This is a genomic window from Providencia sp. PROV268 (assembly GCF_028477805.1).
Lineage (GTDB): Bacteria > Pseudomonadota > Gammaproteobacteria > Enterobacterales > Enterobacteriaceae > Providencia > Providencia stuartii.
Genome location: NZ_JAMPLW010000001.1, coordinates 72693 through 94385, shown reverse-complemented (window position 1 = coordinate 94385; position 21693 = coordinate 72693). Strand labels below are relative to the sequence as shown.

The window sequence follows — 21693 nt, the reverse complement described above, 5'->3', positions numbered from 1 at the left end:
TTAACTTTTGAATAAATAAAATTGTGGAAACTGCCGATGACAACTCAAAATAGTCCAAAAAATCAGCAGAAAGACAAATTAAACTCTGTGGTTTTTTTCACTTCTGCTGGTCTAATACTAGCATTTTCATTTTTCACCATACTCATGACAGAAACCGCCAACCAATGGATCGTCGCAACTCTCGGATGGGTATCAAAAACGTTTGGTTGGTACTACTTGTTAGCCGCAACGCTGTATATTGTCTTTGTGATATTTGTGGCGACATCACGCTTTGGTAATATCAAATTAGGGCCGGAGCAATCAAAACCTGAATTTAGCGTATTAAGTTGGTCTGCCATGCTGTTTGCGGCAGGGATCGGTATCGACCTAATGTTTTTCTCTGTTGCCGAGCCTGTCACGCAATATATGCTGCCACCCACTGGCGAAGGGGAAACATTAGAAGCAGCTCGTCAGTCGATGGTGTGGACTCTCTTCCACTATGGCCTGACGGGCTGGTCTATGTATGCGCTGATGGGGATTGCGCTCGGTTACTTTAGTTACCGATATAATTTGCCTTTAACCATTCGCTCTGCCCTTTACCCTATTTTTGGTAAACGTATCTATGGGCCAATCGGCCATACTGTCGATGTTGCCGCCGTTATTGGTACAATTTTTGGTATTGCGACCACATTAGGTATCGGTGTGGTACAGCTTAACTATGGTTTAAAAGTCCTGTTTGATCTCCCCCAAGGGCTTGGCGTACAAGGTGGCCTGATTTTACTTTCGGTCATTATGGCCGTTATTTCCGCCACATCTGGGGTTAATAAAGGGATCCGTATCTTATCCGAACTGAATGTTTTGCTCGCATTAGGGTTGATTTTATTCATTTTGTTTGTTGGTGATACGGAATTTTTACTCAATGCGTTAGTGCTTAACGTGGGTGATTACATTAATCGCTTTATGGGAATGACGCTTAACAGCTTTGCTTTTGATAGACCAACAGATTGGATGAATAGCTGGACGCTATTTTTCTGGGCTTGGTGGGTTGCATGGTCGCCGTTTGTGGGCTTATTCCTCGCACGAATTTCCCGTGGACGGACAATTCGCCAGTTTGTCATTGGCACGCTGATTATCCCTTTCGTGTTCACCCTACTTTGGTTATCTATTTTTGGTAACAGCGCCTTATACGAAATCATTCATGGCAACAAAGAATTGGCAGAAACGGTGCTTGCCGCCCCTGAAAAAGGCTTTTACTCCTTACTAGAGCTCTATCCCGGGTTTGGTTTGACCGCATCGGTGGCAACGATCACTGGCCTACTATTTTATGTGACCTCTGCGGATTCTGGGTCACTCGTACTCGGGAATTTCACCTCAAACCTAAGCGATATCAATAATGATGCGCCTAACTGGTTACGTATTTTCTGGTCAGTGGCGATTGGTTTATTAACCCTAGGTATGTTGATGACCGATGGGGTTGCCGCACTACAAAATACGACCGTGATCATGGGGTTACCTTTTAGTTTTGTGATCTTTTTTATTATGGCGGGGCTGTATAAATCGCTAAAAGTCGAAGATTTCAGGCGCGTCAGTTCACTCACCACCAATGCGCCAGCGCCTTTATATGGCAATGGTAAGTTAAATTGGAAACAGCGGTTGGGCCGTGTGATGAACTTCCCCGGTACCACTTACACTCAACGTATGTTGGATCTAGTGTGTACGCCTGCCATGCAAGAAGTGGCAAAAGAGCTATCACTACGCGGCGCTAATGTGGAATTTAATATTCTGCCCCCAGCCGAAGATGAGCGTTTAAATCACCTAGAGCTCGTGGTTGATTTAGGGGAAGAACAGAACTTTATCTATCAAATTTGGCCGCAACGTTACTCTGTTCCTGCCTTTACCTACCGCGCACGTTCAGGTAAATCCCATTACTATCGCCTAGAAACCTTCCTTTGGGAGGGAACACAAAGCAATGACTTAATGGATTACACCAAAGAACAGGTGATCAGTGATATTTTAGATCAATATGAAAAACATCTTAATTTCATTCACTTAAGCAGAGAAGCGCCAGGGGCAACATTAACTTTTCCTGAAACTAATTAATCGTTTTACTGCAAAGGGGCCAATTAGGCCCCTTTTTAAGCTGCAACAATACACGTGTTTTTGAAATAAATTTCATGACAAGTGATTAATCTGTTCATCATTTGACCAATAAATATGGCGTATTTTGTTCATTAATGGCGCGATGCCAGATGGCTAAAATTCCCCCTATTCAAGGAGAAATGATGATGAACAAGACACTATTTGCCCCTTATTTGGATGTGACCGTTGATGCGATTTGGAATGACCCACTTTCTCCTAACGGCAAACCAAACCCTAAATATAGCCAAGCTGCAATTAGTCACAGCGTTGATGGTGTTTACTTGGCTTTTTTAACCGCTGATCCTAATAATAATGCCGCATGGGGAGCATATTCGAGTATGCCTATCGCTTGGGCTAAGCCATTTTGTGATGCGTTAATTGAAGCCAATATCAAAGTGATTGTGTCATTCGGAGGTGCGGCTAACTATGATGTCTCTGCAAGGCAAACTGTTGACCAATTGATTGCAACTTACCAAGAAGTCATTGATATACTTGGTGCCTCACAACTGGATTTTGATTTTGAAAATGATTTATACGATGCCGATAAAACCTTTACCGCACTATCAACCATCGTGAAAAATAACCCTGATATCACCTTGAGCCTAACGTTACCTGTTATGCCGTATGGCCTTGTCGAAAAAGGGTTAGCGCTAGTACAAAAATCGGTTAACGCAGGTTTAAAAATGAAAGTGAATGGTATGGCGATGGATTATGGTCAAGGAACGGATAAAAATATGGGGCAGGCCGCCGTAGATGTGGCAACCAGTCTAAAAAATCAATTAAAAACCTACTACCCTACACTGACAGATGCTGAGCTGTATGATTTAGTACAAGTCACACCGATGATCGGCCTTAATGATGATAGGTCTATGTTTAATTTTAACGATATCAATACATTAAGTAATTTTGCAAAAACTAATGGTGTGAACTTAATTTCAATGTGGAGCTTAACCCGCGATAGGGTCGGCGTCGGCGAGTCCGCATCAGCCTCTTATTCAGGTAACCCCGAGCAAACCAAAGATTTTGAATACACGGAACGCTTCACTAACGCACTGAAATAACGGCCCAAGGTGAGGCGATACATTGCCTCACCTTATTTTCCTGCTTGTTCAATCATGTGTTTAAGCTGTTGCGGATCATGCAACCATGCTGGCTCACTAGTGCATCCCATCGTGGTGAAAGAGCGATGACAGACATCATTACCCCAACTATCCCACGCATCATTTTGTTGTTTTTGAGCAAGTAAATCTTCATAGCTGCGCTCCTCTTCAGCGACTTTCTTGTTTGGATCAAACATGAAGCGTTGCTGCTGCTTGATAGCATCAATACCTTGATAATCTTCATCATACACACGGTCAGCAGGCGCTTTTTCTGTGAAGGTATAATCCGTTGCTATGGCTTGGGGAGACATAATAAATAGGCTAAATATCAATAAATTTTTAAGCATCATCATATTTTCATTACAAAATAATGCCAAAATTATAAATATGACAAATGAGATGGCGAGTTTTATCAGTAAAAACTCGCGTGATTGGTCTTTTTATCCGCAAATAAGTGATAGTTTAACCAAGCATCAAACGATTGATTTAATTAAACTTTAATATCAAATAGTCAATCATATAAAGCTCAATGAAAAATAACTGGTTTAAACCCTGACTATGACGGATAAGCGTGGTATCCCATTTTTTCTGAAATCTGACGTCCGGCAGCCTTTAGCAAACGGATATAATATTCCAACTGCTGTTCATCAAAACGAATTGTAGGAAAGGAGATTGATAGTCCTGCTATCACATGCCCTAAGCGGTCATAAATAGGTACGGCAATGCAACGTAACCCTAACTCTTGCTCTTCCCTATCCTCTGCATAATGTTGCTCTCGCACCACCGCTAATTCAGCCATTAACGCCTCAATACTCAATAGTGTTGCATCGGTTTTTTTGACGAATTCAATCTGCGCTAAAATACCTGTTACTGTTGCTTCATCCTGCCATGCTAAAAGCACCTTACCGATCGCGGTACAATACAATGGATTACGCCGTCCAACCCGTGAGTACATGCGCAAGTTGTAGCTAGAATCAATTTTATGAATATAAATAATCGCATTATCATCAAAAGCACCAAGGTGCAGCGCTTCATGGGTTAACTGTCCAATATGGCGCATCTCCTTATCAGCAATTTCAATTAAATCAACATACTCTAGAGATTTAGCACCCAGCTCGAATAGTTTAAGCGTCAATGAATATTTATCCGCTTCCCCTTCCTGTGCCACATAACCTAATTGTTTCATGGTTTGCAAGAAACGATAGGTAGTCGCTTTTGACATCAGCAGTCGTTGTGAAAGCTCAGACACACCAATCTCTTTTTGTTCTCCTAATGCATTGAGAATACTGAATACTTTTACTACTGACGAAACGGCATCCGTTTGCGTGACCTTATCCACCATTCACCTTCCTATTTATTCAAATCAATATGATAGCCATATCAGATGGTTTGATGTGCTGACTTTATGTTTACTCAACAGCATAAAGATCACTTTCATGAAAAACAAGAACGGTGATTTGATATTTTTAAAACAGCGTTTCATTTTTATTTGAACTTGTCTAAAAAATAGGTTTTAATGCTGTTAGCTAATGAGGTTTGACTCAATTCGGTTATAAAAAATAAAAACGATAGGTGGTAAAAATGGCTACAGCTTTGCAAGTTGCCGTGATTGGCGAATGTATGGTTGAGTTACAAAAATCAGGGGAATTATTTAAGCAGACTTTTGGCGGAGACACCCTAAATAGTGCACTCTACCTTGCACGTTTAACCCACAAACAAGGTGTTGTCACTCGCTATTTAACGGGGCTTGGTCAAGATCCCTTTAGCCAACAAATGCGAGAAAGTTGGCAAGCCGAAGGGATCAATACCGACCATGTCGTGATCGCCGAAAAACACCTTCCCGGTATGTATTTAATTGAAACATCAGAGGATGGCGAGCGCCGTTTTTTTTATTGGCGTGATAACTCAGCGGCCAAATTTTGGTTGAATGAGCAAACCGCCGAGCGAACTCAACAATTACTCAATCAACAGCAATATATCTATCTAAGTGGGATTAGCTTAGCCATTTTACCTGAACCCGCTCGCCAATTACTGTTTACACTGTTAGCAACGGCTCGCCAATCAGGTGCTAAGGTCATTTTTGACAATAATTATCGCCCTGCATTATGGCCTTCTGTCGAGGCGGCACAGCAAGCCTACCAACAAATGTTATCACTGACTGATATTGCATTTTTAACTTTTGATGATGAGCAACTGCTGTATGGTGATCAGCAAGAAAGCCAATCCATTGCACGTGCACAGCAGCAGGGTGTTGAAGAGATCGTTATTAAACGCGGAGCAAAACCCTGCTATATCATCATTCACGATCAACAATTCGAAGTGGCTGCGAATAAAGTGACTCACGTCATTGATACCACCGCCGCTGGCGATTCTTTCAGTGCAGGCTATCTTGCCTGTCGAATTCTAGGTGGCTCTCCTGAAGAAGCGGCTCGCACAGGCCATTTACTTGCAGGAACCGTGATCCAACACCGAGGCGCCATTATTCCGCGTGAAGCGATGCCTATCATAGAGCTAAACAATATCAAAGGGATCTAAACATGAATCAATTAATCGAAAAACTAAAAAAAATCAGTGTGGTGCCAGTAATCACAATCAACAAGGCGGAACATGGCGCGCCTCTCGCACAAGCGCTAATGGAAAATGGTCTACCTTGTGCTGAGGTCACCTTTCGCACTCCCGCCGCAGTACAAGCGATTAAAAATATGCGAGCAGCATACCCCGAAATCCTTATTGGGGCGGGCACGGTATTGACCACGCAACAGGTTGATCAAGCCATTGACGCTGGCGTGGATTTTATCGTAAGTCCAGGTTTTAACCCTAAAATCGTCGCTTATTGCCAACAAAAAAATGTCATTATTATCCCTGGGCTCAATAACCCAAGCTTAGTTGAGCAGGCATTAGAATTTAATTTAACCACAGTGAAGTTTTTCCCAGCAGAAGCTTCTGGTGGCGTAGCGATGCTAAAAGCAATGAGCGCGGTTTATCCTGTTAACTTTATGCCAACGGGTGGGATCAACCCCAAAAATATCAAAGAATATAAAGCACTACCATCTGTATTAGTTTGTGGTGGCTCGTGGATGGTGCCTAATGAGCTGATCGATAATGAAAATTGGCAAGCTTTAGGCCAATTAATTGCTGACGCTGCGAGCCTTTAACCAACGCCTCTGGCGCTCTTTACACTATCTTAAGTCAAGAGCGCCAACTTATAGAAGCGTAGCGATAATACGCAATAAATTACAGTCACATTATTGATACTCTCATCCTTTAGCTAGCCACTTCCCTGTCTGCTCTTTTAATCGTAAATAGCCTACGACTCCGTTAATGATTTTAAGCGACCGCGTAAACGTTTTATGGCTTGGCTATGGAGCTGACTGACTCGCGACTCTCCGACCTCCAAAACCGCACCAATTTCTTTTAAGTTCAATTCTTCTTGATAATAGAGGGTAAGTACCAGTTTCTCCCGCTCTGGTAACTGCTCAATTGCCTCAATGATTTGTGCGCGTAGATTAGACTCCATCAGTAAACTTAATGGATTGCCTCCATCACTTTCATCAATAGCAGGCTCACAGCTTTCGCCATGAATTTCATGCCATTCATCATAGGAATAAAGTTGACTGTTGTTGGTATCAAGTAAGGCTTGACGGTATTCTGTAACGTCAATATTGAGTGCTTGGGCAATTTCACTTTCCGTCGCACTGCGACTCAATGATTGCTCTAATTCTCCAATGACTTTAGCCATTTCACGAGCCTGTCTGCGCACACTACGCGGTGCCCAATCTCGGCTGCGCAATTCATCTAGCATGGAGCCGCGAATACGCTGCACTGCATAAGTGGCAAATGATGCTCCTTGAGAAGCATCGAAGCGCTCTAACGCATGCAATAACCCGATACCGCCAGCTTGAATAAGATCATCAATATCGACGCTCGCAGGCAATCTCACTTGTAATTTTAGGGCCTCATGTCGTATTAAGGGATAATAACGCTCCCATAGGCTATTTTTATTAATTACACCTTCGGCAGTATACAAATCACTCACAACCGGAATCACCCTTTAAAACTTATATAAAGGTATTCATTATGCTAGCTGCACAATAATTCAATCCGTAGAGTAATGAGGTAAATTAGTGCTATTTATCCTAACCTAAATAAATTTAGCGAAGACAATTACACTGTGAGTATATAATGTGATGCCTGAATGATAAACAAAAAGGCCAGAACAACGTCTGGCCTTCAATCACTGATATTAATCCGTGACGAATTAACGTAACAGGCTCAGAACACCTTGTGGAACTTGGTTTGCTTGTGCCAGAACTGAAGTACCTGCTTGTTGCAGGATTTGACCACGGCTCATGTTAGACACTTCTGTTGCAAAGTCAGCGTCTTGGATACGGCTACGTGCTGCACTCAAGTTGTTGACTGAGTTGTTCAGGTTATTGATAGTAGATTGCATACGGTTTTGGAATGCACCCAGTTTAGAACGGTATGAATCCACATTTTTCAGTGCAGTATCTAAAGTATCTAATGCGTCAGATTTTGCAGCAGTACCACCACCTAGACCAGTGATCTCAGCACCTTTCACATACTGAACCGTACCTGATGCTGTTGAATCATCTTTAGTTGCCTTAAACCATTTATTTTCTTTAGTATCATGAATAAAGAATTGGTCAGTACCTGACGTATCCTTATACACTTTGTATTCAGCTACAGACTTTGGTGTTGCTTCTGCTAAATCAACAGCCACATTTTTAGTATCCAAAATAACCTCAGTGCCTTTACTTGCTGGCTCTTTTGGACCAGCTGCAGCCGCAGAAACCTTCTCAACTTTGTCTTTAAAATCTTTGATACCTAATGTATCAAGATCCATTTTTTGCATTTCCATGCTGATAGTTTGACCATCTTTCGCACCCACTTGGTAAGAAACAGTGTCACCATTTAGAATTTGTGTTCCGTTAAATTCAGTGTGTTGATAGATACGGTCGATTTCATCCAGACGTTGTTGTACTTCATCACGAATTGAAGTGATATCGCTGTCAGAGTTACTGCCGTTAGCTGCTTGAACAGTCAGTTCACGGATACGTTGCAAGTTTTCGTTGATTTCGTTAACTGCGCCTTCAGCAACTTGCGCCATTGAAATACCGTCGCTCGCATTACGAGAAGCTTGGGTCAAACCTTTGATGTTAGCAGTGAAACGGTTAGCAATCGCTTGACCTGCTGCGTCGTCTTTTGCGCTATTGATACGTGAACCTGAAGATAGACGCTCAATTGCAGTACCCAGTACGCTTTGTGAACGGTTTAGGTTGTTCTGAGTTGTCAGAGACAGGATGTTAGTGTTGATAACCTGTGCCATAATATATGTCCTTGTTATTCCGTAATAATAAAGTTAGCCAATCTGTTAGGCTTTACAGTTTGTTGCCAGCAATACCATTATCGGCGGCATAAAAAAGGGCTTTAGGGATTTCGACAAAAATTTTTTATCTCAAAGCGAGAAACCCAGCTACCGCCCCGCTCCAAGCGGTAAATTATTTTGTCAAAATAAATTTATAAACCGCAAATTTTAAATTATTGATTATCAATAGAGATAAATACCCTGTTTTGTAGGGTCAACTCCTGCCATCATTATTTATCGACTTAGTCTAAGATTTCCGTTCTTCTCGCCGATAACCCTGTAAATGAGAATAATTTTTTAGGAGAGAACAATGGCTGGTATATCGACACTCGGTATCGGGGCAAACTTAGACTTAAATAACCAAATGGACCAACTTGAAGCGATGGAAAAACGTCGCCTTGAGCCATTAACGGCACAAAAAGCCAGCTATGATGCACAGATTAGCGCTTTTGGTAAGATGCAGTCATCTCTAGAAAAATTAAAAAAAGCGGCGGAAGATCTTAAAAAATACAATGATATCAGCACCACCAAAGTGAACGGTGAATATAAAAGCTTCGACGTTAAAACAGATGGCAAGGCCGTAGCTGGGGTTCATGATGTCCTAGTCACTCAACTTGCGAAAGCACAAACTATTGCGACTGAAGGCCATGATGATAATAAAAAATTATTAGGTAACGGTAACGCAGAGCGAACTATCACTATTACTCAGCCTGCTGAAGAAGATCCCATTATTATCAAACTTGATAATGAACACACCTCTTTGGTTGAAATCGCTGATGCTATCAATAAAACAGATAAAACGGTCACCGCCGCGGTGATCAAAGATAAAAGTAATCGTTATCATCTTGTCGTTACCTCCAAAAAAGAAGGTACTGAACACCGTATTAATATCAAAGTTGAAGGTGATGACGAGCTCGCTAAAATACTGAATGTTGAGTCTGAACTAGACAGTGGTGGAAATGTCGTTTTAAAAGATAAAGAAAACATCGGCATGGAGCAAAAAGTTCCCCCGCAAAATGCCTTGCTAAATATTGATGGTTTTGAACTTGAATCACAAAGCAATGAAGCAAAAGATCTCTTTCCTGGACTCACTTTGACATTGAAAAAAGAGAGTGAAGACAAAAAACCTGACCATTTGATCATTTCTGAAGATATTGAGCCCGCTAAAGCAAAAATTAAAGCGTGGGTAGACGCCTATAACGAATTCCAGAATTTAGCCAAAGAATTGACCAAATATACGCCAACAACGAAAGGAACCGCCCCAGATAAAACCAATGGTCCACTTATCGGTGATTCGACATTACGCACAATTCAAAGCCAATTACGTACTCAAATACGTTCAGCACAAGATAGTGGTGAAATTAATTTATTAAATAAAATGGGGATCACACAAAAAGTTGATGGCACATTAGAGATAGAAGATAAAAAGTTCGAAAAAGCGTTAAAAGAGAATCCTGGTAGCGTCAAAAGTTTCTTTATGGGGGATGGTAAAGAGACAGGCTTTGCAACCGAGAACTTTAATTTCTTAAAAGATACCCTCGATGCCCGCGAAGGCACACTGCATAACGCGACTGATGGCGTACAAAAGAAAAAGAAAAGCCTTGATAAGCGTATTGAACAAACTAATAAGCAGATTGAAAACACCATGGATTTATACCGCCGCCAATTCCAAAATTTAGATAAAATGATGAATTCACTCAATAGCACCAGTAACTCATTAGGCAGACTGTTAGGTTAATAATTATGTATCAGCAAAAAGCAAAACAAGCCTACCAACAAGTCGATTTGGAAAGTGAAATTGCCAATGCGACCCCATACCAACTGATTAGCATTCTCTATCGAGGGGCGTTAAGCGCCCTCAAACGTGCTGAAATTTTTATGCAACAAAATAATATCGCTGCAAAAGGCAAAGAACTTTCTAAAGCAATCGATATTATTGACACAGGTTTGAAACAGGCGCTCAACCATGAGGCCGGAGGTGAAATCGCTGATAATCTTGCAAGTCTTTATGACTATATGATCATGCGCCTATTAAATGCTAATCTTGAAAATAATGTGGCTTATATCCAAGAAGTTTACCAATTACTCTCCGATATCGCGTCAGCTTGGCAACAGATCGGGGCAAATGTGGATGAAAGATAACCAGGTGAATAATAAAAAACCTACCGATTTATATGAAATCTATCGTGATGTCTTAGCATTAAGTGAAAATTTAGTCGCACTCGCAGAAGCACAACAGTGGGAACAGTTAGTTGCCCACGAAACAGAATATGTTTATGCCGTCGAAAATTTAACGCAGCTAACTCATGAGTTTGAAGCACACCAACCCATCACCGATGAGTTGGTTAGGTTATTACATCAAATTATTGAGAACGAGCAGATCACGAAAACACATTTACAACAGCACTTAGATTTTTTAAGTAAAGAAATGAAGCAACTGGACCAAAAACGAGCACTCAATAATAGCTACGGCCAATTTAATGAGCCAGATACGCCAATAACAATAAAACCCATTGAATAGCCATGTGTGTCAGGCGGCCTACCTGACACTTATGGATCGATTACTGTCTTAAACGCTGCTGTTTCTTTAGTTTTTTCAACAGCATATTGCGTTTTAAGGTCGATAAATGATCAAGAAAAACCTTTCCATGCAAATGGTCAATTTCATGCTGCATCACAATCGCCAAAAATTCATCAGAATCGGTGATAAACGCCTTCCCGTCTCTATCTAGCGCCTTAACTTTTACGCGCTTAAAACGTGCCACATCAGCATAAATTTCAGGCACGGATAAACAACCTTCTTGGTAGCTCGTTTCCCCTTCACTTTCAATAATTTCAGGGTTAACAAATACCATAGGCTGATCACGGTTTTCAGAAATATCAATCACCATCACCGATAATGTTGCGCCAATTTGCGTCGCTGCTAAGCCAATACCATTATCGGTGCTGTACATGGTATCCAATAAATCATCAATTAATGGCTGTGCTGCCGCAATGTCGGTGACTGGGTCACATTTAACGCGTAACCGCTCATCGGGTATCTCAATAATAGCTCTTACTGCCATATCTCAAAAATCCTATCTGTCATACTCTTTATTCAAACTATTACGCATTATCGTCTTTTTAAATTGACGATAAGATGCAAAAAATGGCATTACCCACTAGCTAAAAAAATCACATCAAGATCAACTAGGTTGACCTAAAAATAAAACACCCTATAATTTCACAGAAAAATAACATGTTATCTAGAAAAAAACACTAAAAATAATAGCCGTTTATTTTTATTGCTACATCGTTTATCGTCGCCCCATCGCAGCTTAGCAACCCTAACTATGCTAAGGTTTTAACCATATGATTAATTAATAATATAAATTAATAAAAATCGTTATCTCAGAAAATACATTCAAAATGCTAATATTTTAATCTCCGTTATTTATGATAATAGTAAAATTAAAATATCATGGCATATTGCTTTTATTTTATCATTTATAAAGTGTATAAAACCGCGCTTAATTCATACCAAATCACTTTTTACGATATCATTGAGAGTAATATTAGAATATTCAAAAGTGGCCATTAACTCTAATATAAATTAATGCCTCTTTTTGAATGTAATAGAAGCAAAAATTAGAGGCGTTTATTTCATTAATAAGGATATCAACATGAAAAAAACGTTATTGGCGAGTTCAATGGCGGTATTAGCACTTTCACATTCAGCACAGGCGGCCCCCCTATTTCCGAGCGCAACAGAGGTTGCCTTCGATGTCGCTGAGTCACTAGCTGAGTTCCAAAAAGCCGCTGAATTATTCAAACATTACAGGGCAGAACAAGCAAAAAATATCGAAATACCTACCCTAGAAGAGTTAGTGTATCAACAACTCATCAAACAAGATAAAAAAGTGACGCCGACGATCACGGAGATTGATGAAAAGATCCAACAGTCGATTAATATTAACAATGATTATATTGATAACCGATTGATTGAGCATCACCGTGATTTAGACAATAAGCTTGAGTTACTCGATTCACAACACAGTACAATCCAAGCTGAAAATCAAAATAGGTTTGCCCATTTCCAGCAAAATCTCGATAACACACAAGCCTTCAATAAAGTACGTTTTACCCAGCTAGATAAAAAAATCACTAAAATGGAAAAACAGGCCAACTCAGGTATCGCTTCTGTGGCGGCTATGTCTAATATCCCTTATTCGTTAAATACACGTTTTAGTGCTGGCATTGGCTTGGGTCATTACCGTAATGGCAATGCTATTGCTGCTGGAGCACAATACCAATTAAAAAAGGATCTGAATCTGCGTAGCTCTATCGCATGGAATAATGCCGATAGTGCGGTTGTTGGTGCAGGTATCGCCATTGGTTGGTAACTCATCATTTTTGATGATACTTATGCTTAAGTAAAAAATATCCTCCGGCGTAGCCGGAGGTTTTTAATATGCGCCGATAAGGCTTTGTTACCTGCCGCGCCCTAACAGGCGCACAACGGCTCTGACATTCTTCTACTCACATAACTTTCTTAAAATACTGCCTACCGCTCTACGTTTTTCACCGTGAAAAACTTGTCTTCTATATTTGGGTGCAAATTCCATCGTGTATGCGCTAAGCTCTTTTCGTCTCCCATTGGAACCCCCCTTTTGATTTCTTGTTTGACTCTTGCCGTTGCCAGGCCGCAAGATGTTTTAACAAATCAAAAGGGGGTCTTATATCTTATTCAAAGCTGAAAGCTTTACGGCCCCCCCGCCTAGCTGGGGTTTTCTATATACAATGAACTGTTTCCATTTACTGAGCGCCTTCTCAACTTTCTGCTTCAATTGAAAGTAAAAAGAAACAGTTAAAATATTTATTTATCCACCCCAAAAATGTTCAAAACAATTTAATCAACAGAGTAGTTGTCTAAAAAAACACGTAAATTAATCCCTCAACCCAATATATGATGACATAGCTTATCTTTAATTTATTAATGTAGCGTTCCATTTAAGTTTTTCACTCGCGGAGCCAATACCTCTGTGCCTTCTTTTGCAAGGTATAATTGACCCAATATCTAGCTCTATGACTTTTGTGCTCCAACAAAGTAATAAAAGAAAGAGACTCTAGGAGCATACACAAGTATGTAACGAGGGCGAGCGTCGCCAACACACGAGGGTGCAAACAGTGGCAAGCTAGCGCTATAACATTAGTGTTCCGACAAAATAGCAAAGGCAAGAAACCCTAGGAGCATACATAAGCATGTCACTAGGGCGAACGAGTGTGGACAACATCGTTAGGTGAAAAAGGTGACGAGCGAGGGCGACTGCTAAACAGGAATCGACATCACCTCTTGGTACGCCGCAACCAACTTATTACGCACTTGGATCCCCATTTGTAGGCTCAAGCTGGCTTTTTGCATATCCACCATAACATCATTTAACGAGACATTACTTTTACCTAATGTAAAGTCTTCTATCTGTTTTGCCGATTGGTTTCTCACGGTATTGATTTGATTAACCGCTGAAACCAGATGATCGGCAAATCCAACGGGTTCAACCACCGGTTTTTGATGGTTTGCGGCCTGTAATGCCGTTGTCTGTAGCTGCGACAACACCCCTTCAATTGCTTGGATTGTCATTTTCTTCTCTTCAATGTCTGTGCGAACAACCATCGCTGTTTTATATAGCTGCATACCCTAACACAGCCTTTTTAACTTGAAGCCGATAAATAACACCAAAATGATAGGCTGATTCCGTCATTAGATTTATCAGAGTCATCAATAATAGCAGCGTAAAAAAGTGACGTTACGAAGAGGGAATAACATTGTTTCGCCAAAAGTGTTTTCATCTGTTGATTCTGCAAGGCAGGGAATATCTATGAGTGCCGCATCGAAAGAGACGGGAGAAGCTTCAAAAGGGTTTGCATCTATTGCAGCACGCTTCAAAGCATCCCCAAAAATCCCATTAATGATTGCTGGCGCCGCAGCGATTGCCGTCGTTGTCGCCCTACTTCTTTGGCTACGCAGTCCGGATTATCGTGTATTGTTAAGCAATCTCAGCGCAAAAGATGGCGGTGATATTGTCAGCCAATTAACCCAAATGAACGTACCGTATCAAATTGCGGATAACGGCAGTGCAATTTTAGTACCCGCCGAAAAAGTTCATGAACTTCGTCTGAAATTGGCACAATCAGGATTACCTAAAGGTGGCAATACAGGCTTTGAACTATTAGATAAAGAGCAGTTTGGGATTAGCCAATTTAGTGAGCAAGTTAACTATCAACGTGCATTAGAAGGTGAATTATCGCGCACGATTGAATCACTCAGTCCTGTTCAAAATGCACGAGTGCATTTAGCTATCCCCAAACCGACATTATTTGTCCGTGAACAGAAACTCCCCACCGCTTCGGTGACCGTCGGCTTATTGCCCGGACGCATGCTAGACGAAGGACAAATCACGGCAATTGTCCATATGGTATCAAGCAGTGTCTCTGGCCTAACGGCGGCTAACGTGACCATCGTTGATCAAACGGGTCGCTTGCTCACAAATAATGATAATAGCCAACAATCTGCCAACAATGCGCAAATTAAAATGACCAAAGAGATGGAATCCCATCTAAAACAGCGCATTGAAGACATCATTTCGCCTTTAGTGGGGCGCGCTAATGTGCATGCCCAAGTCACGGCACAAATGGATTTTTCGAAGGTTGAACAAACCTCCGAAGAGTATAAGCCTAATCAAACGCCAAATAGCGCAGCCGTACGCTCTCGCCAAAATAGCCAAAGCTCGCAAAACAATACCAGTGGTGTAGGCGGTGTGCCAGGTGCGCTATCTAATCAGCCACCAAGTGCGCCAAGTGCCCCTATTTCTACCGATAATAAAGGTGCAAATTCGGCACAAAATAGCCCTTCTAATAATGGATCTAGCCTTTCACAAAGTGATGAAACCACAAACTACGAAGTCGATCGCAAAATTAGCCATACCCAACGTCAAATTGGCGTTATCGACAGACTATCCGTAGCTGTGATCATCAACTATTTGCCGCAAGATGGTGAAGATGGCACACAACAGATGAAACCATTATCACCAGAAATGATGCAGCAAATTGAGTCGTTAACCCGTGAAGCGATGGGCTATTCCAGCACACGCGGCGATTCACTGAGTATCACTAACTCATTGTTTACCAACAATACTGTCGTTGAAGAACAACCATCCATGCTTGAAAACCCTCAATTTATCGCTCAAGTGTTGGATTACGGCAAAATCATCTTGATAGCCATCATTGCTTGGTTGATGTGGCGTTTCGGCGTCAAACCACAATGGGTGAAATATCGTCAAACTCAACAAGCCCAATCGGCGGCAGAAGTGTTTGTGGCGGCTCAGCCTAAAACCCCTCTCGTGGTCGATGAAGAAATTAATGAAGATATGGACGAACAAACCCGTCGTCGCTTAACTCGCCAACGTGTGAGTGCAGAGATCCAAAGTCAGCGTATTCGTGAAATGGCTGAAAAAGATCCACAAGTCGTGGCAATGGTTATCCGTCAGTGGTTAGGAAAAGCACAATAATGTTAAGTGGAACCGAAAAAAGTGCCGTGATGCTAATGACTCTCGGCGAAGATCAGGCCGCTGAGGTCTTTAAGCATTTGAACCCAAAAGAAGTGCAGCAACTAAGTATGGCTGTTTCAAACATGCGCCAAATCTCTAACAATGAGTTAGCAGAAGTGCTCACTGAGTTTGAAGAATCGGCGATTCAATTTGCGGCATTAAATATCAATACCAATGATTATCTCCGTTCGGTACTGGTTAAAGCGCTGGGTGAAGAGCGCGCAGCTAGCCTACTTGAAGATATTTTCGATAAGCAAGAGAGCACATCGGGTATTGAAAGTCTTAACTATATGGAGCCACAAACTGTGGCCGATATTATTCGTGATGAGCATCCACAAATTATCGCAACCATATTAGTTCACCTTAAGCGTAACCTTGCTGCCGATGTTTTAGAGCTGTTCGAAGAGCGTCAACGCAATGACATTATGTTGCGTATCGCAACCTTTGGTGGTGTGCAACCTGCTGCTTTAGCAGAACTGACGGAAGTCCTCAATAATCTGCTTGATGGACAAAATCTCAAACGCAGCAAAATGGGTGGCGTAAGAACAGCGGCTGAAATTATTAACTTAATGAAAAATCAGCAAGAAGAAAGCGTTATCAACGCAATGCGCGATTACGATGGTGAATTGGCACAACGCATTATTGATGAAATGTTCCTATTTGAAAACCTTATCGAAGTCGACAATCGCAGTATTCAACGCATCCTACAAGAGATCTCCAACGACTCTCTGGTTATTGCGCTCAAAGGCTGCAATCAAGCTCTACGCGACCACTTCCTCAACAATATGGCTGTTCGTGCGGCTGAAATTGTGCGCGATGATTTGGAATCCCGTTCACCAGTACGCATGTCTCAAGTGGAAAACGAGCAGAAAGCTATTCTTATGGTTGTCCGTCGCCTAGCAGAAAAAGGCGAGATCACCATCGGTGGTGGAGACGATGTCTATGTCTAAATCCCCGATTAATCCAGAAGCATGGCAACCTTGGCAGTTGCGCGAACTGAATCAATGGGATCTCAACGCCTCCGGTGTCTCTTCACCGGAGGAACTCCCTGAGCCAACCAAACCAGCAGTACCGTGTCTTGAACCCCAAGAGGTACTCGAACAAATTAATATTCTTGATAACTTAAAAGAAGAAGCTCAACGAACAGGTTTCCAACAAGGTTATGAGCTAGGTAAAAAAGAAGGCTATCAAGCTGGTTTTGAGCAAGGCCAACGCGAAGGTACAGAGCAAGGCCGCCAGCAAGCACTGGCTCAAGAGCAACCAATTATTGATACATGGCAAAAGCTGCTATCTGAATTTCATTATTCATTAGATAGTTTCGATACCGTGATCACCACTAAGCTTTTACAAATTGCTTTAACTGCCGCAAAACAAGTGCTCGGTCAATCCACCATTTGTGATGGCACGGCCTTGCTGGAAGAGATCAGCCATTTGTTACAGCAAAAACCGCTGTTTTCTGGGCAACCTGAACTACACGTTAACCCAGCTCACACAGCATTGATCGAGCAACATTTAGGCTCGCTGCTGAATTTGAATGGCTGGCGCTTAGTTGGCGATCCGAAGCTGCATCTTGGTGGTTGTCGTGTCGTCGCTGAAGATGGCGAAATCGATATGACAGTGGCAACGCGCTGGCAAGAGCTATGCCGCCTCTACGCGCCGGAGACACTCTCATGACCGTACGAATGAGTCGCTGGATTGCTGCACTTGAAGGCTTTGAATCCCGAATGAAAGGGATCCCAATGATACGTCGCTATGGACGACTGACAAAAATAACCGGGTTAGTCATGGAGGCAGAAGGGATCAAGATGCCATTAGGCGCCACCTGCTTTGTCGAACGAGCCATTAACGATCGCCATGACGAAGTGGTTTGTGAAGTTGTCGGTTTTAATGGCCCACGCATGCTACTGATGCCACTTGCTGACCTAGAAGGGATTGCGCCGGGCGCGCGCGTCTATGCACAAACTAACGGTGATGATGGACAAACCAGTCGTTTGTTGCCATTAGGGGATGAACTATTAGGACGTATTCTTGATGCGCAAGGTACACCGCTCGATGGAAAAGGCCCATTAGACGCCAAGCAACGGGCGCCATTGATCACGCCTCCTATTAACCCATTAGAACGCACGCCTATCCATAGTGTTTTGGATGTGGGCGTACGCGCCATTAACGCCTTACTGACCGTTGGGCGAGGCCAACGCATGGGGCTATTTGCAGGTTCAGGGGTCGGAAAAAGTGTTTTACTCGGCATGATGGCGCGTTTCACTCAGGCTGACATTATTGTGGTTGGCTTGATTGGTGAGCGTGGTCGTGAGGTCAAAGATTTTATCGAAAATATTTTAGGGGCCGAGGGCTTAAAACGTGCCGTTGTGGTTGCGGCACCTGCTGATGTCTCGCCACTATTACGTATGCAAGGGGCTTCTTATGCGACACGGATTGCCGAGTACTTCCGTGACCTAGGAAAAAACGTATTGCTGATCATGGATTCCCTCACCCGTTACAGTATGGCTCAACGAGAAATTGCCTTAGCCATCGGTGAACCTCCTGCAACAAAAGGCTATCCACCTTCTGTTTTTGCCAAATTACCTGCATTAGTCGAACGGGCAGGTAACGGCAAAAATGGTGGCTCTATTACCGCTTTTTATACCGTATTAACCGAAGGGGATGACCAACAGGATCCTATCGCAGATTCTGCCCGCGCCATTCTCGATGGGCATATCGTGCTATCAAGATCACTGGCGGAATCAGGCCACTATCCGGCTATCGATATTGAGGCATCAATCAGCCGAGCGATGACAGAGTTAATTGATAAACAACATTATCGCCAAATCCAACGCTTCAAGCAGCTCACCTCCAGTTATCAACGCAACCGCGATCTGATTAATGTGGGTGCGTATGCAACAGGCAGTGATCCGCTGTTAGATATGGCAATCCAATATTACCCCCGTATGTCGAAGTTTTTACAACAAGACATTGATGAGCGCTGCGATTATCAAAGTGCTTGCGAACAATTGGTGCATGCTGTTCCAAATGAGTAATGAGGGTTAAATGAGTAAAAACAATGCGTTAGATACATTATTGAGTTTAGCCGTTGAGGCCTCTGAAGAAGCCGCAAAGGTGTTGGCCCAAGTTCGACAAACGCAGGTACAAATGACTCAACAACTCAATATGTTAGAGAACTATCAGGCTGAATATCGGCAAAAATTAAACCAAACACTGCACAGTGGGATAGATGCTGATAAATGGCAAAACTACCAGCAGTTTTTAGTCACATTAGAACTCACCATTGAGCAACAGCAGCAACAGCTTTCATTATGGGAGCAACGTGTTAGCGAAGCTAACCGCCATTGGCAAGAAAAACAGCAACGCGTCAATGCATTCGACACTTTAATTCAACGTGCTGAGCAAACTAAAAACCAACGTTTAAACCGCCTAGAGCAAAAGCAGATGGATGAATATGCTCAGCGCGCAATGTTACGGAGAAATCAATAAATGGACGTCAATAATACAGGCTCTCCAGCCATTACGGCAGCAAATGGCGCTAAAAACGGCCATACGCAGCCAAATCAATCACGTGCTGATGATAACCAAGAGGCGGTGGTGCCTTTTCAAGCCGCGTTGGAAAGCCAGCAACCCACGCCACAAAAAGCGTCTACGTCTGAACCAACGATGGACAAGCAGGCTAATCAAAAACCTGCAAGTGCTGATGAGCGTTTAACAACCAAAGCCCATGAGCCATCCACGGGAAAAGAAAAGGAACAGGCAGAGCAGGCAATTGAGCAACTAAATTATAGCCGCCACTTACGCAACGGTAGCGAGCAACCTGCTTTACAATCGCAATTATTGGCGCAATCAGACGCTGTTGAGCAAGTGTGGTTAGCTAACCTGAAAAATGCCGTTGATCAGCAAACCCTGTCGTCAGCAACAACAAAATTTGCTGATGGTCAGCGAGCGGCTTTAGTGCCATTTGCCCAAAAAACTCAACCTTTAAATGACTCGTTGGTGGCGATGGCAACAATGGATGAGCCAATTGACCTAAGTGCTCAAATGCAATTAGCCGGCGAAGAAGAATCGCCATCATTAGGGGCTTTCATTAAAAATGAGCGAGAGCCGCGTAAAGATCAACCACTTTTCTCACTCAATGAAGGCCGCGAGAGCTTAACCAAAAACTTATCCTCAGACTTTATGCCATTAAATAAAAAACTGGCGGATAAAGAGGCACCAAACTCCATCGTGCCTACCTTTGCGGCGGCAGATAACGGCGCCCTAATTAAAGGGGCATTTACCCCGACAACGGGCAGTGATGCCATTCAAATGGCACCTTCATCACCCACTCAAACGGTCAGCTTAACGCCGCTGCCTAACAGTTCTCAAATAGTTTCGACGAATGTGCCCGTTATCCCCATGCAGCCGGGAGTACCATTAGGCAGTGAAGCCTGGCAACAGCAATTGAACCAACATATGCTGTTTTTCTCACGCCAAGGAGTCTCACATGCACAAATTCGCTTACATCCGGAAGAGCTTGGCTCGTTAAATGTTCACCTACGCATTGAAGATAACCAAGCCGTTATGCATTTTGTGTCGCCTCACAGTCAAGTACGTGCCGCGATGGAAACCATGATGCCAATCTTACGTAATGCGTTACAAGAAAGTGGCATCCATTTGGCTCAAGGCTCGGTTGGGCAAGATAACTTTAGTGATCAATCGAATGCGGATACGCACTCAGAGCAAGGTCACGAAAAAAATCTGTATGGCGGACAAACGCTTAGCAGCGTGACAAGTACTGAGATGGCGGCAGTGTCACCGACGACTTCCACCATTCGCACACGAGGTGGGATCGATACATTCGCTTAATTTTTAAACGAGAGGTGGTGATTTCGTAATTAAAGCGCCGAGTTACCCCCTTTTTGTTTCGTTTTTCCCCCCTTTAGTCTGGCTCAATCAAGCCATAATGCTAAAGATAACAAAGTAAAAAACCCCGAGGTGGGTTTGGTCTTCATAAATAGGAATTTTGCTAACATGTCGTCTTCAAGCAATACATCTAAGAATTCAAACAAAGGGTTGCTCGTGCTGTTCGCCCTTCTCGCCATTGCCGGTGCGGGTTTTGGTGGTTATACATGGTGGACAACGCAACAGACGGCAAATTCAGTTAATGAGGAAGAGAAATCACCTAAGCTATCCCAACCTATTTTTATGGATTTAGAACCTTTTACCGTCAACCTTCCGGGACTGAACGAATCCCCCGATCGGGTTCTGTATATCAATATCACGTTACGATTAGCAAATGAGAAATCACGCAAGCAACTGCATGATTTTCTACCTGAAGTCCGTAGCCGTTTGTTGTTATTGCTATCAGAGCAGAAGCCGAAAGCACTCAGTACTCATGACGGTAAATTGCAATTAATGCAAGCCATTAAAAAAACTTTGTCTCCAACTGTGATCCCCGGCGAAAACGATCAGGAGATCACCGACGTGTTATTTACGACATTTATTTTGCGGTAATTCA

General features: G+C 42.6%; 21 protein-coding genes and 1 pseudogene. 15 read left to right on the top strand and 7 right to left on the bottom strand.

All coding sequences use genetic code 11. The features are described from left to right. Positions 1 to 36 precede the first annotated feature (36 nt). Together PR699_RS00470 and PR699_RS00465 are read left to right on the top strand one after the other, a co-directional pair. Entirely contained in the window at positions 37 to 2079 is a 2043-nt protein-coding gene (locus PR699_RS00470) for a choline transporter (RefSeq protein WP_004918722.1), read from the top strand. 182 nt (positions 2080 to 2261) lie between these two features. Continuing rightward, on the top strand, positions 2262 to 3179 hold the full coding sequence (locus PR699_RS00465) for a chitinase (RefSeq protein ID WP_158002582.1): 918 nt from the start codon (positions 2262 to 2264) through the stop codon (positions 3177 to 3179). Positions 3180 to 3211: 32 nt separating this feature from the next. On the opposite strand, the gene PR699_RS00460 is transcribed toward PR699_RS00465, so the two are convergent. Both PR699_RS00460 and kdgR read right to left on the bottom strand, forming a co-directional pair. Further along, the gene (locus PR699_RS00460) at positions 3212 to 3529 is read right to left on the bottom strand and encodes a hypothetical protein (RefSeq protein WP_227698412.1); all 318 of its coding nucleotides are present in this window, start codon (positions 3527 to 3529) and stop codon (positions 3212 to 3214) included. Between the two features lie 245 nt (positions 3530 to 3774). After that, positions 3775 to 4560, bottom strand: a complete 786-nt coding sequence (gene kdgR / locus PR699_RS00455) for a DNA-binding transcriptional regulator KdgR (RefSeq protein WP_014658083.1) — start codon at positions 4558 to 4560, stop codon at positions 3775 to 3777. A gap of 239 nt (positions 4561 to 4799) precedes the next feature. On the opposite strand from kdgR, the gene PR699_RS00450 reads away from it, so the two are divergent. Then, positions 4800 to 5753, top strand: a complete 954-nt coding sequence (locus PR699_RS00450) for a sugar kinase (protein WP_004918712.1) — start codon at positions 4800 to 4802, stop codon at positions 5751 to 5753. Positions 5754 to 5755: 2 nt separating this feature from the next. Next, a complete protein-coding gene (locus PR699_RS00445) occupies positions 5756 to 6373 on the top strand; it encodes a bifunctional 4-hydroxy-2-oxoglutarate aldolase/2-dehydro-3-deoxy-phosphogluconate aldolase (RefSeq protein WP_014658082.1) in 618 nt (205 codons plus the stop codon). A 152-nt stretch (positions 6374 to 6525) separates the two neighbouring features. Here PR699_RS00445 and PR699_RS00440 read toward each other — a convergent pair whose 3' ends face one another. Then, entirely contained in the window at positions 6526 to 7254 is a 729-nt protein-coding gene (locus tag PR699_RS00440) for an RNA polymerase sigma factor FliA (protein WP_042116490.1), read from the bottom strand. Positions 7255 to 7476: 222 nt separating this feature from the next. Then, a complete protein-coding gene (locus PR699_RS00435) occupies positions 7477 to 8565 on the bottom strand; it encodes a FliC/FljB family flagellin (protein ID WP_014658080.1) in 1089 nt (362 codons plus the stop codon). 349 nt (positions 8566 to 8914) lie between these two features. Here PR699_RS00435 and fliD point away from each other — a divergent pair, with 349 nt between their 5' ends. The 3 genes from fliD to fliT are packed head-to-tail and all read left to right on the top strand — an operon-like array spanning position 8915 to position 11125. Beyond that, on the top strand, positions 8915 to 10342 hold the full coding sequence (fliD, locus tag PR699_RS00430; RefSeq protein ID WP_014658079.1) for a flagellar filament capping protein FliD: 1428 nt from the start codon (positions 8915 to 8917) through the stop codon (positions 10340 to 10342). A gap of 5 nt (positions 10343 to 10347) precedes the next feature. Further along, complete coding sequence (fliS, locus tag PR699_RS00425) at positions 10348 to 10746, top strand: flagellar export chaperone FliS (protein ID WP_004918702.1); 399 nt, start codon at positions 10348 to 10350, stop codon at positions 10744 to 10746. After that, positions 10736 to 11125, top strand: coding sequence for a flagellar protein FliT (gene fliT / locus PR699_RS00420; RefSeq protein ID WP_004918700.1), 390 nt, complete (start codon positions 10736 to 10738; stop codon positions 11123 to 11125). Before fliS ends, fliT begins: the two co-directional genes overlap by 11 nt. 40 nt (positions 11126 to 11165) lie before the next feature. On the opposite strand, the gene def is transcribed toward fliT, so the two are convergent. Continuing rightward, positions 11166 to 11669, bottom strand: coding sequence for a peptide deformylase (def, locus tag PR699_RS00415; RefSeq protein ID WP_004918698.1), 504 nt, complete (start codon positions 11667 to 11669; stop codon positions 11166 to 11168). A gap of 597 nt (positions 11670 to 12266) precedes the next feature. Between def and PR699_RS00410 the strand changes: the two genes are divergently transcribed. Further along, positions 12267 to 12986 (top strand): YadA-like family protein, encoded by a 720-nt coding sequence (locus PR699_RS00410; RefSeq protein ID WP_014658078.1) that lies wholly within the window; start codon positions 12267 to 12269, stop codon positions 12984 to 12986. 135 nt (positions 12987 to 13121) lie between these two features. Here PR699_RS00410 and PR699_RS00405 read toward each other — a convergent pair. Further along, positions 13122 to 13240, bottom strand: a pseudogene (locus tag PR699_RS00405) (IS200/IS605 family transposase); the annotation flags it as partial. A gap of 672 nt (positions 13241 to 13912) precedes the next feature. Next, a complete protein-coding gene (gene fliE, locus PR699_RS00400; protein WP_014658077.1) occupies positions 13913 to 14224 on the bottom strand; it encodes a flagellar hook-basal body complex protein FliE in 312 nt (103 codons plus the stop codon). Between the two features lie 238 nt (positions 14225 to 14462). On the opposite strand from fliE, the gene fliF reads away from it, so the two are divergent. The 7 genes from fliF (at position 14463) to fliL (ending at position 21689) form a co-directional block, all read left to right on the top strand. Further along, complete coding sequence (gene fliF / locus PR699_RS00395) at positions 14463 to 16151, top strand: flagellar basal-body MS-ring/collar protein FliF (RefSeq protein WP_014658076.1); 1689 nt, start codon at positions 14463 to 14465, stop codon at positions 16149 to 16151. Further along, positions 16148 to 17140 carry a flagellar motor switch protein FliG gene (fliG, locus tag PR699_RS00390; protein ID WP_036944176.1) on the top strand — a complete coding sequence of 331 codons (993 nt, stop codon included), beginning with the start codon at positions 16148 to 16150 and terminating at the stop codon, positions 17138 to 17140. The genes fliF and fliG overlap by 4 nt, the downstream gene beginning before the upstream one ends. After that, entirely contained in the window at positions 17133 to 17864 is a 732-nt protein-coding gene (gene fliH / locus PR699_RS00385) for a flagellar assembly protein FliH (RefSeq protein ID WP_014658075.1), read from the top strand. Before fliG ends, fliH begins: the two co-directional genes overlap by 8 nt. Beyond that, the gene (gene fliI / locus PR699_RS00380) at positions 17861 to 19225 is read left to right on the top strand and encodes a flagellar protein export ATPase FliI (protein WP_004918680.1); all 1365 of its coding nucleotides are present in this window, start codon (positions 17861 to 17863) and stop codon (positions 19223 to 19225) included. Before fliH ends, fliI begins: the two co-directional genes overlap by 4 nt. A gap of 10 nt (positions 19226 to 19235) precedes the next feature. Next, positions 19236 to 19679, top strand: coding sequence for a flagellar export protein FliJ (gene fliJ, locus PR699_RS00375; RefSeq protein ID WP_004918676.1), 444 nt, complete (start codon positions 19236 to 19238; stop codon positions 19677 to 19679). Then, positions 19680 to 21041 carry a flagellar hook-length control protein FliK gene (locus PR699_RS00370; protein ID WP_014658074.1) on the top strand — a complete coding sequence of 454 codons (1362 nt, stop codon included), beginning with the start codon at positions 19680 to 19682 and terminating at the stop codon, positions 21039 to 21041. Between the two features lie 165 nt (positions 21042 to 21206). After that, a complete protein-coding gene (gene fliL / locus PR699_RS00365) occupies positions 21207 to 21689 on the top strand; it encodes a flagellar basal body-associated protein FliL (protein ID WP_004918672.1) in 483 nt (160 codons plus the stop codon). Positions 21690 to 21693 lie beyond the last annotated feature (4 nt).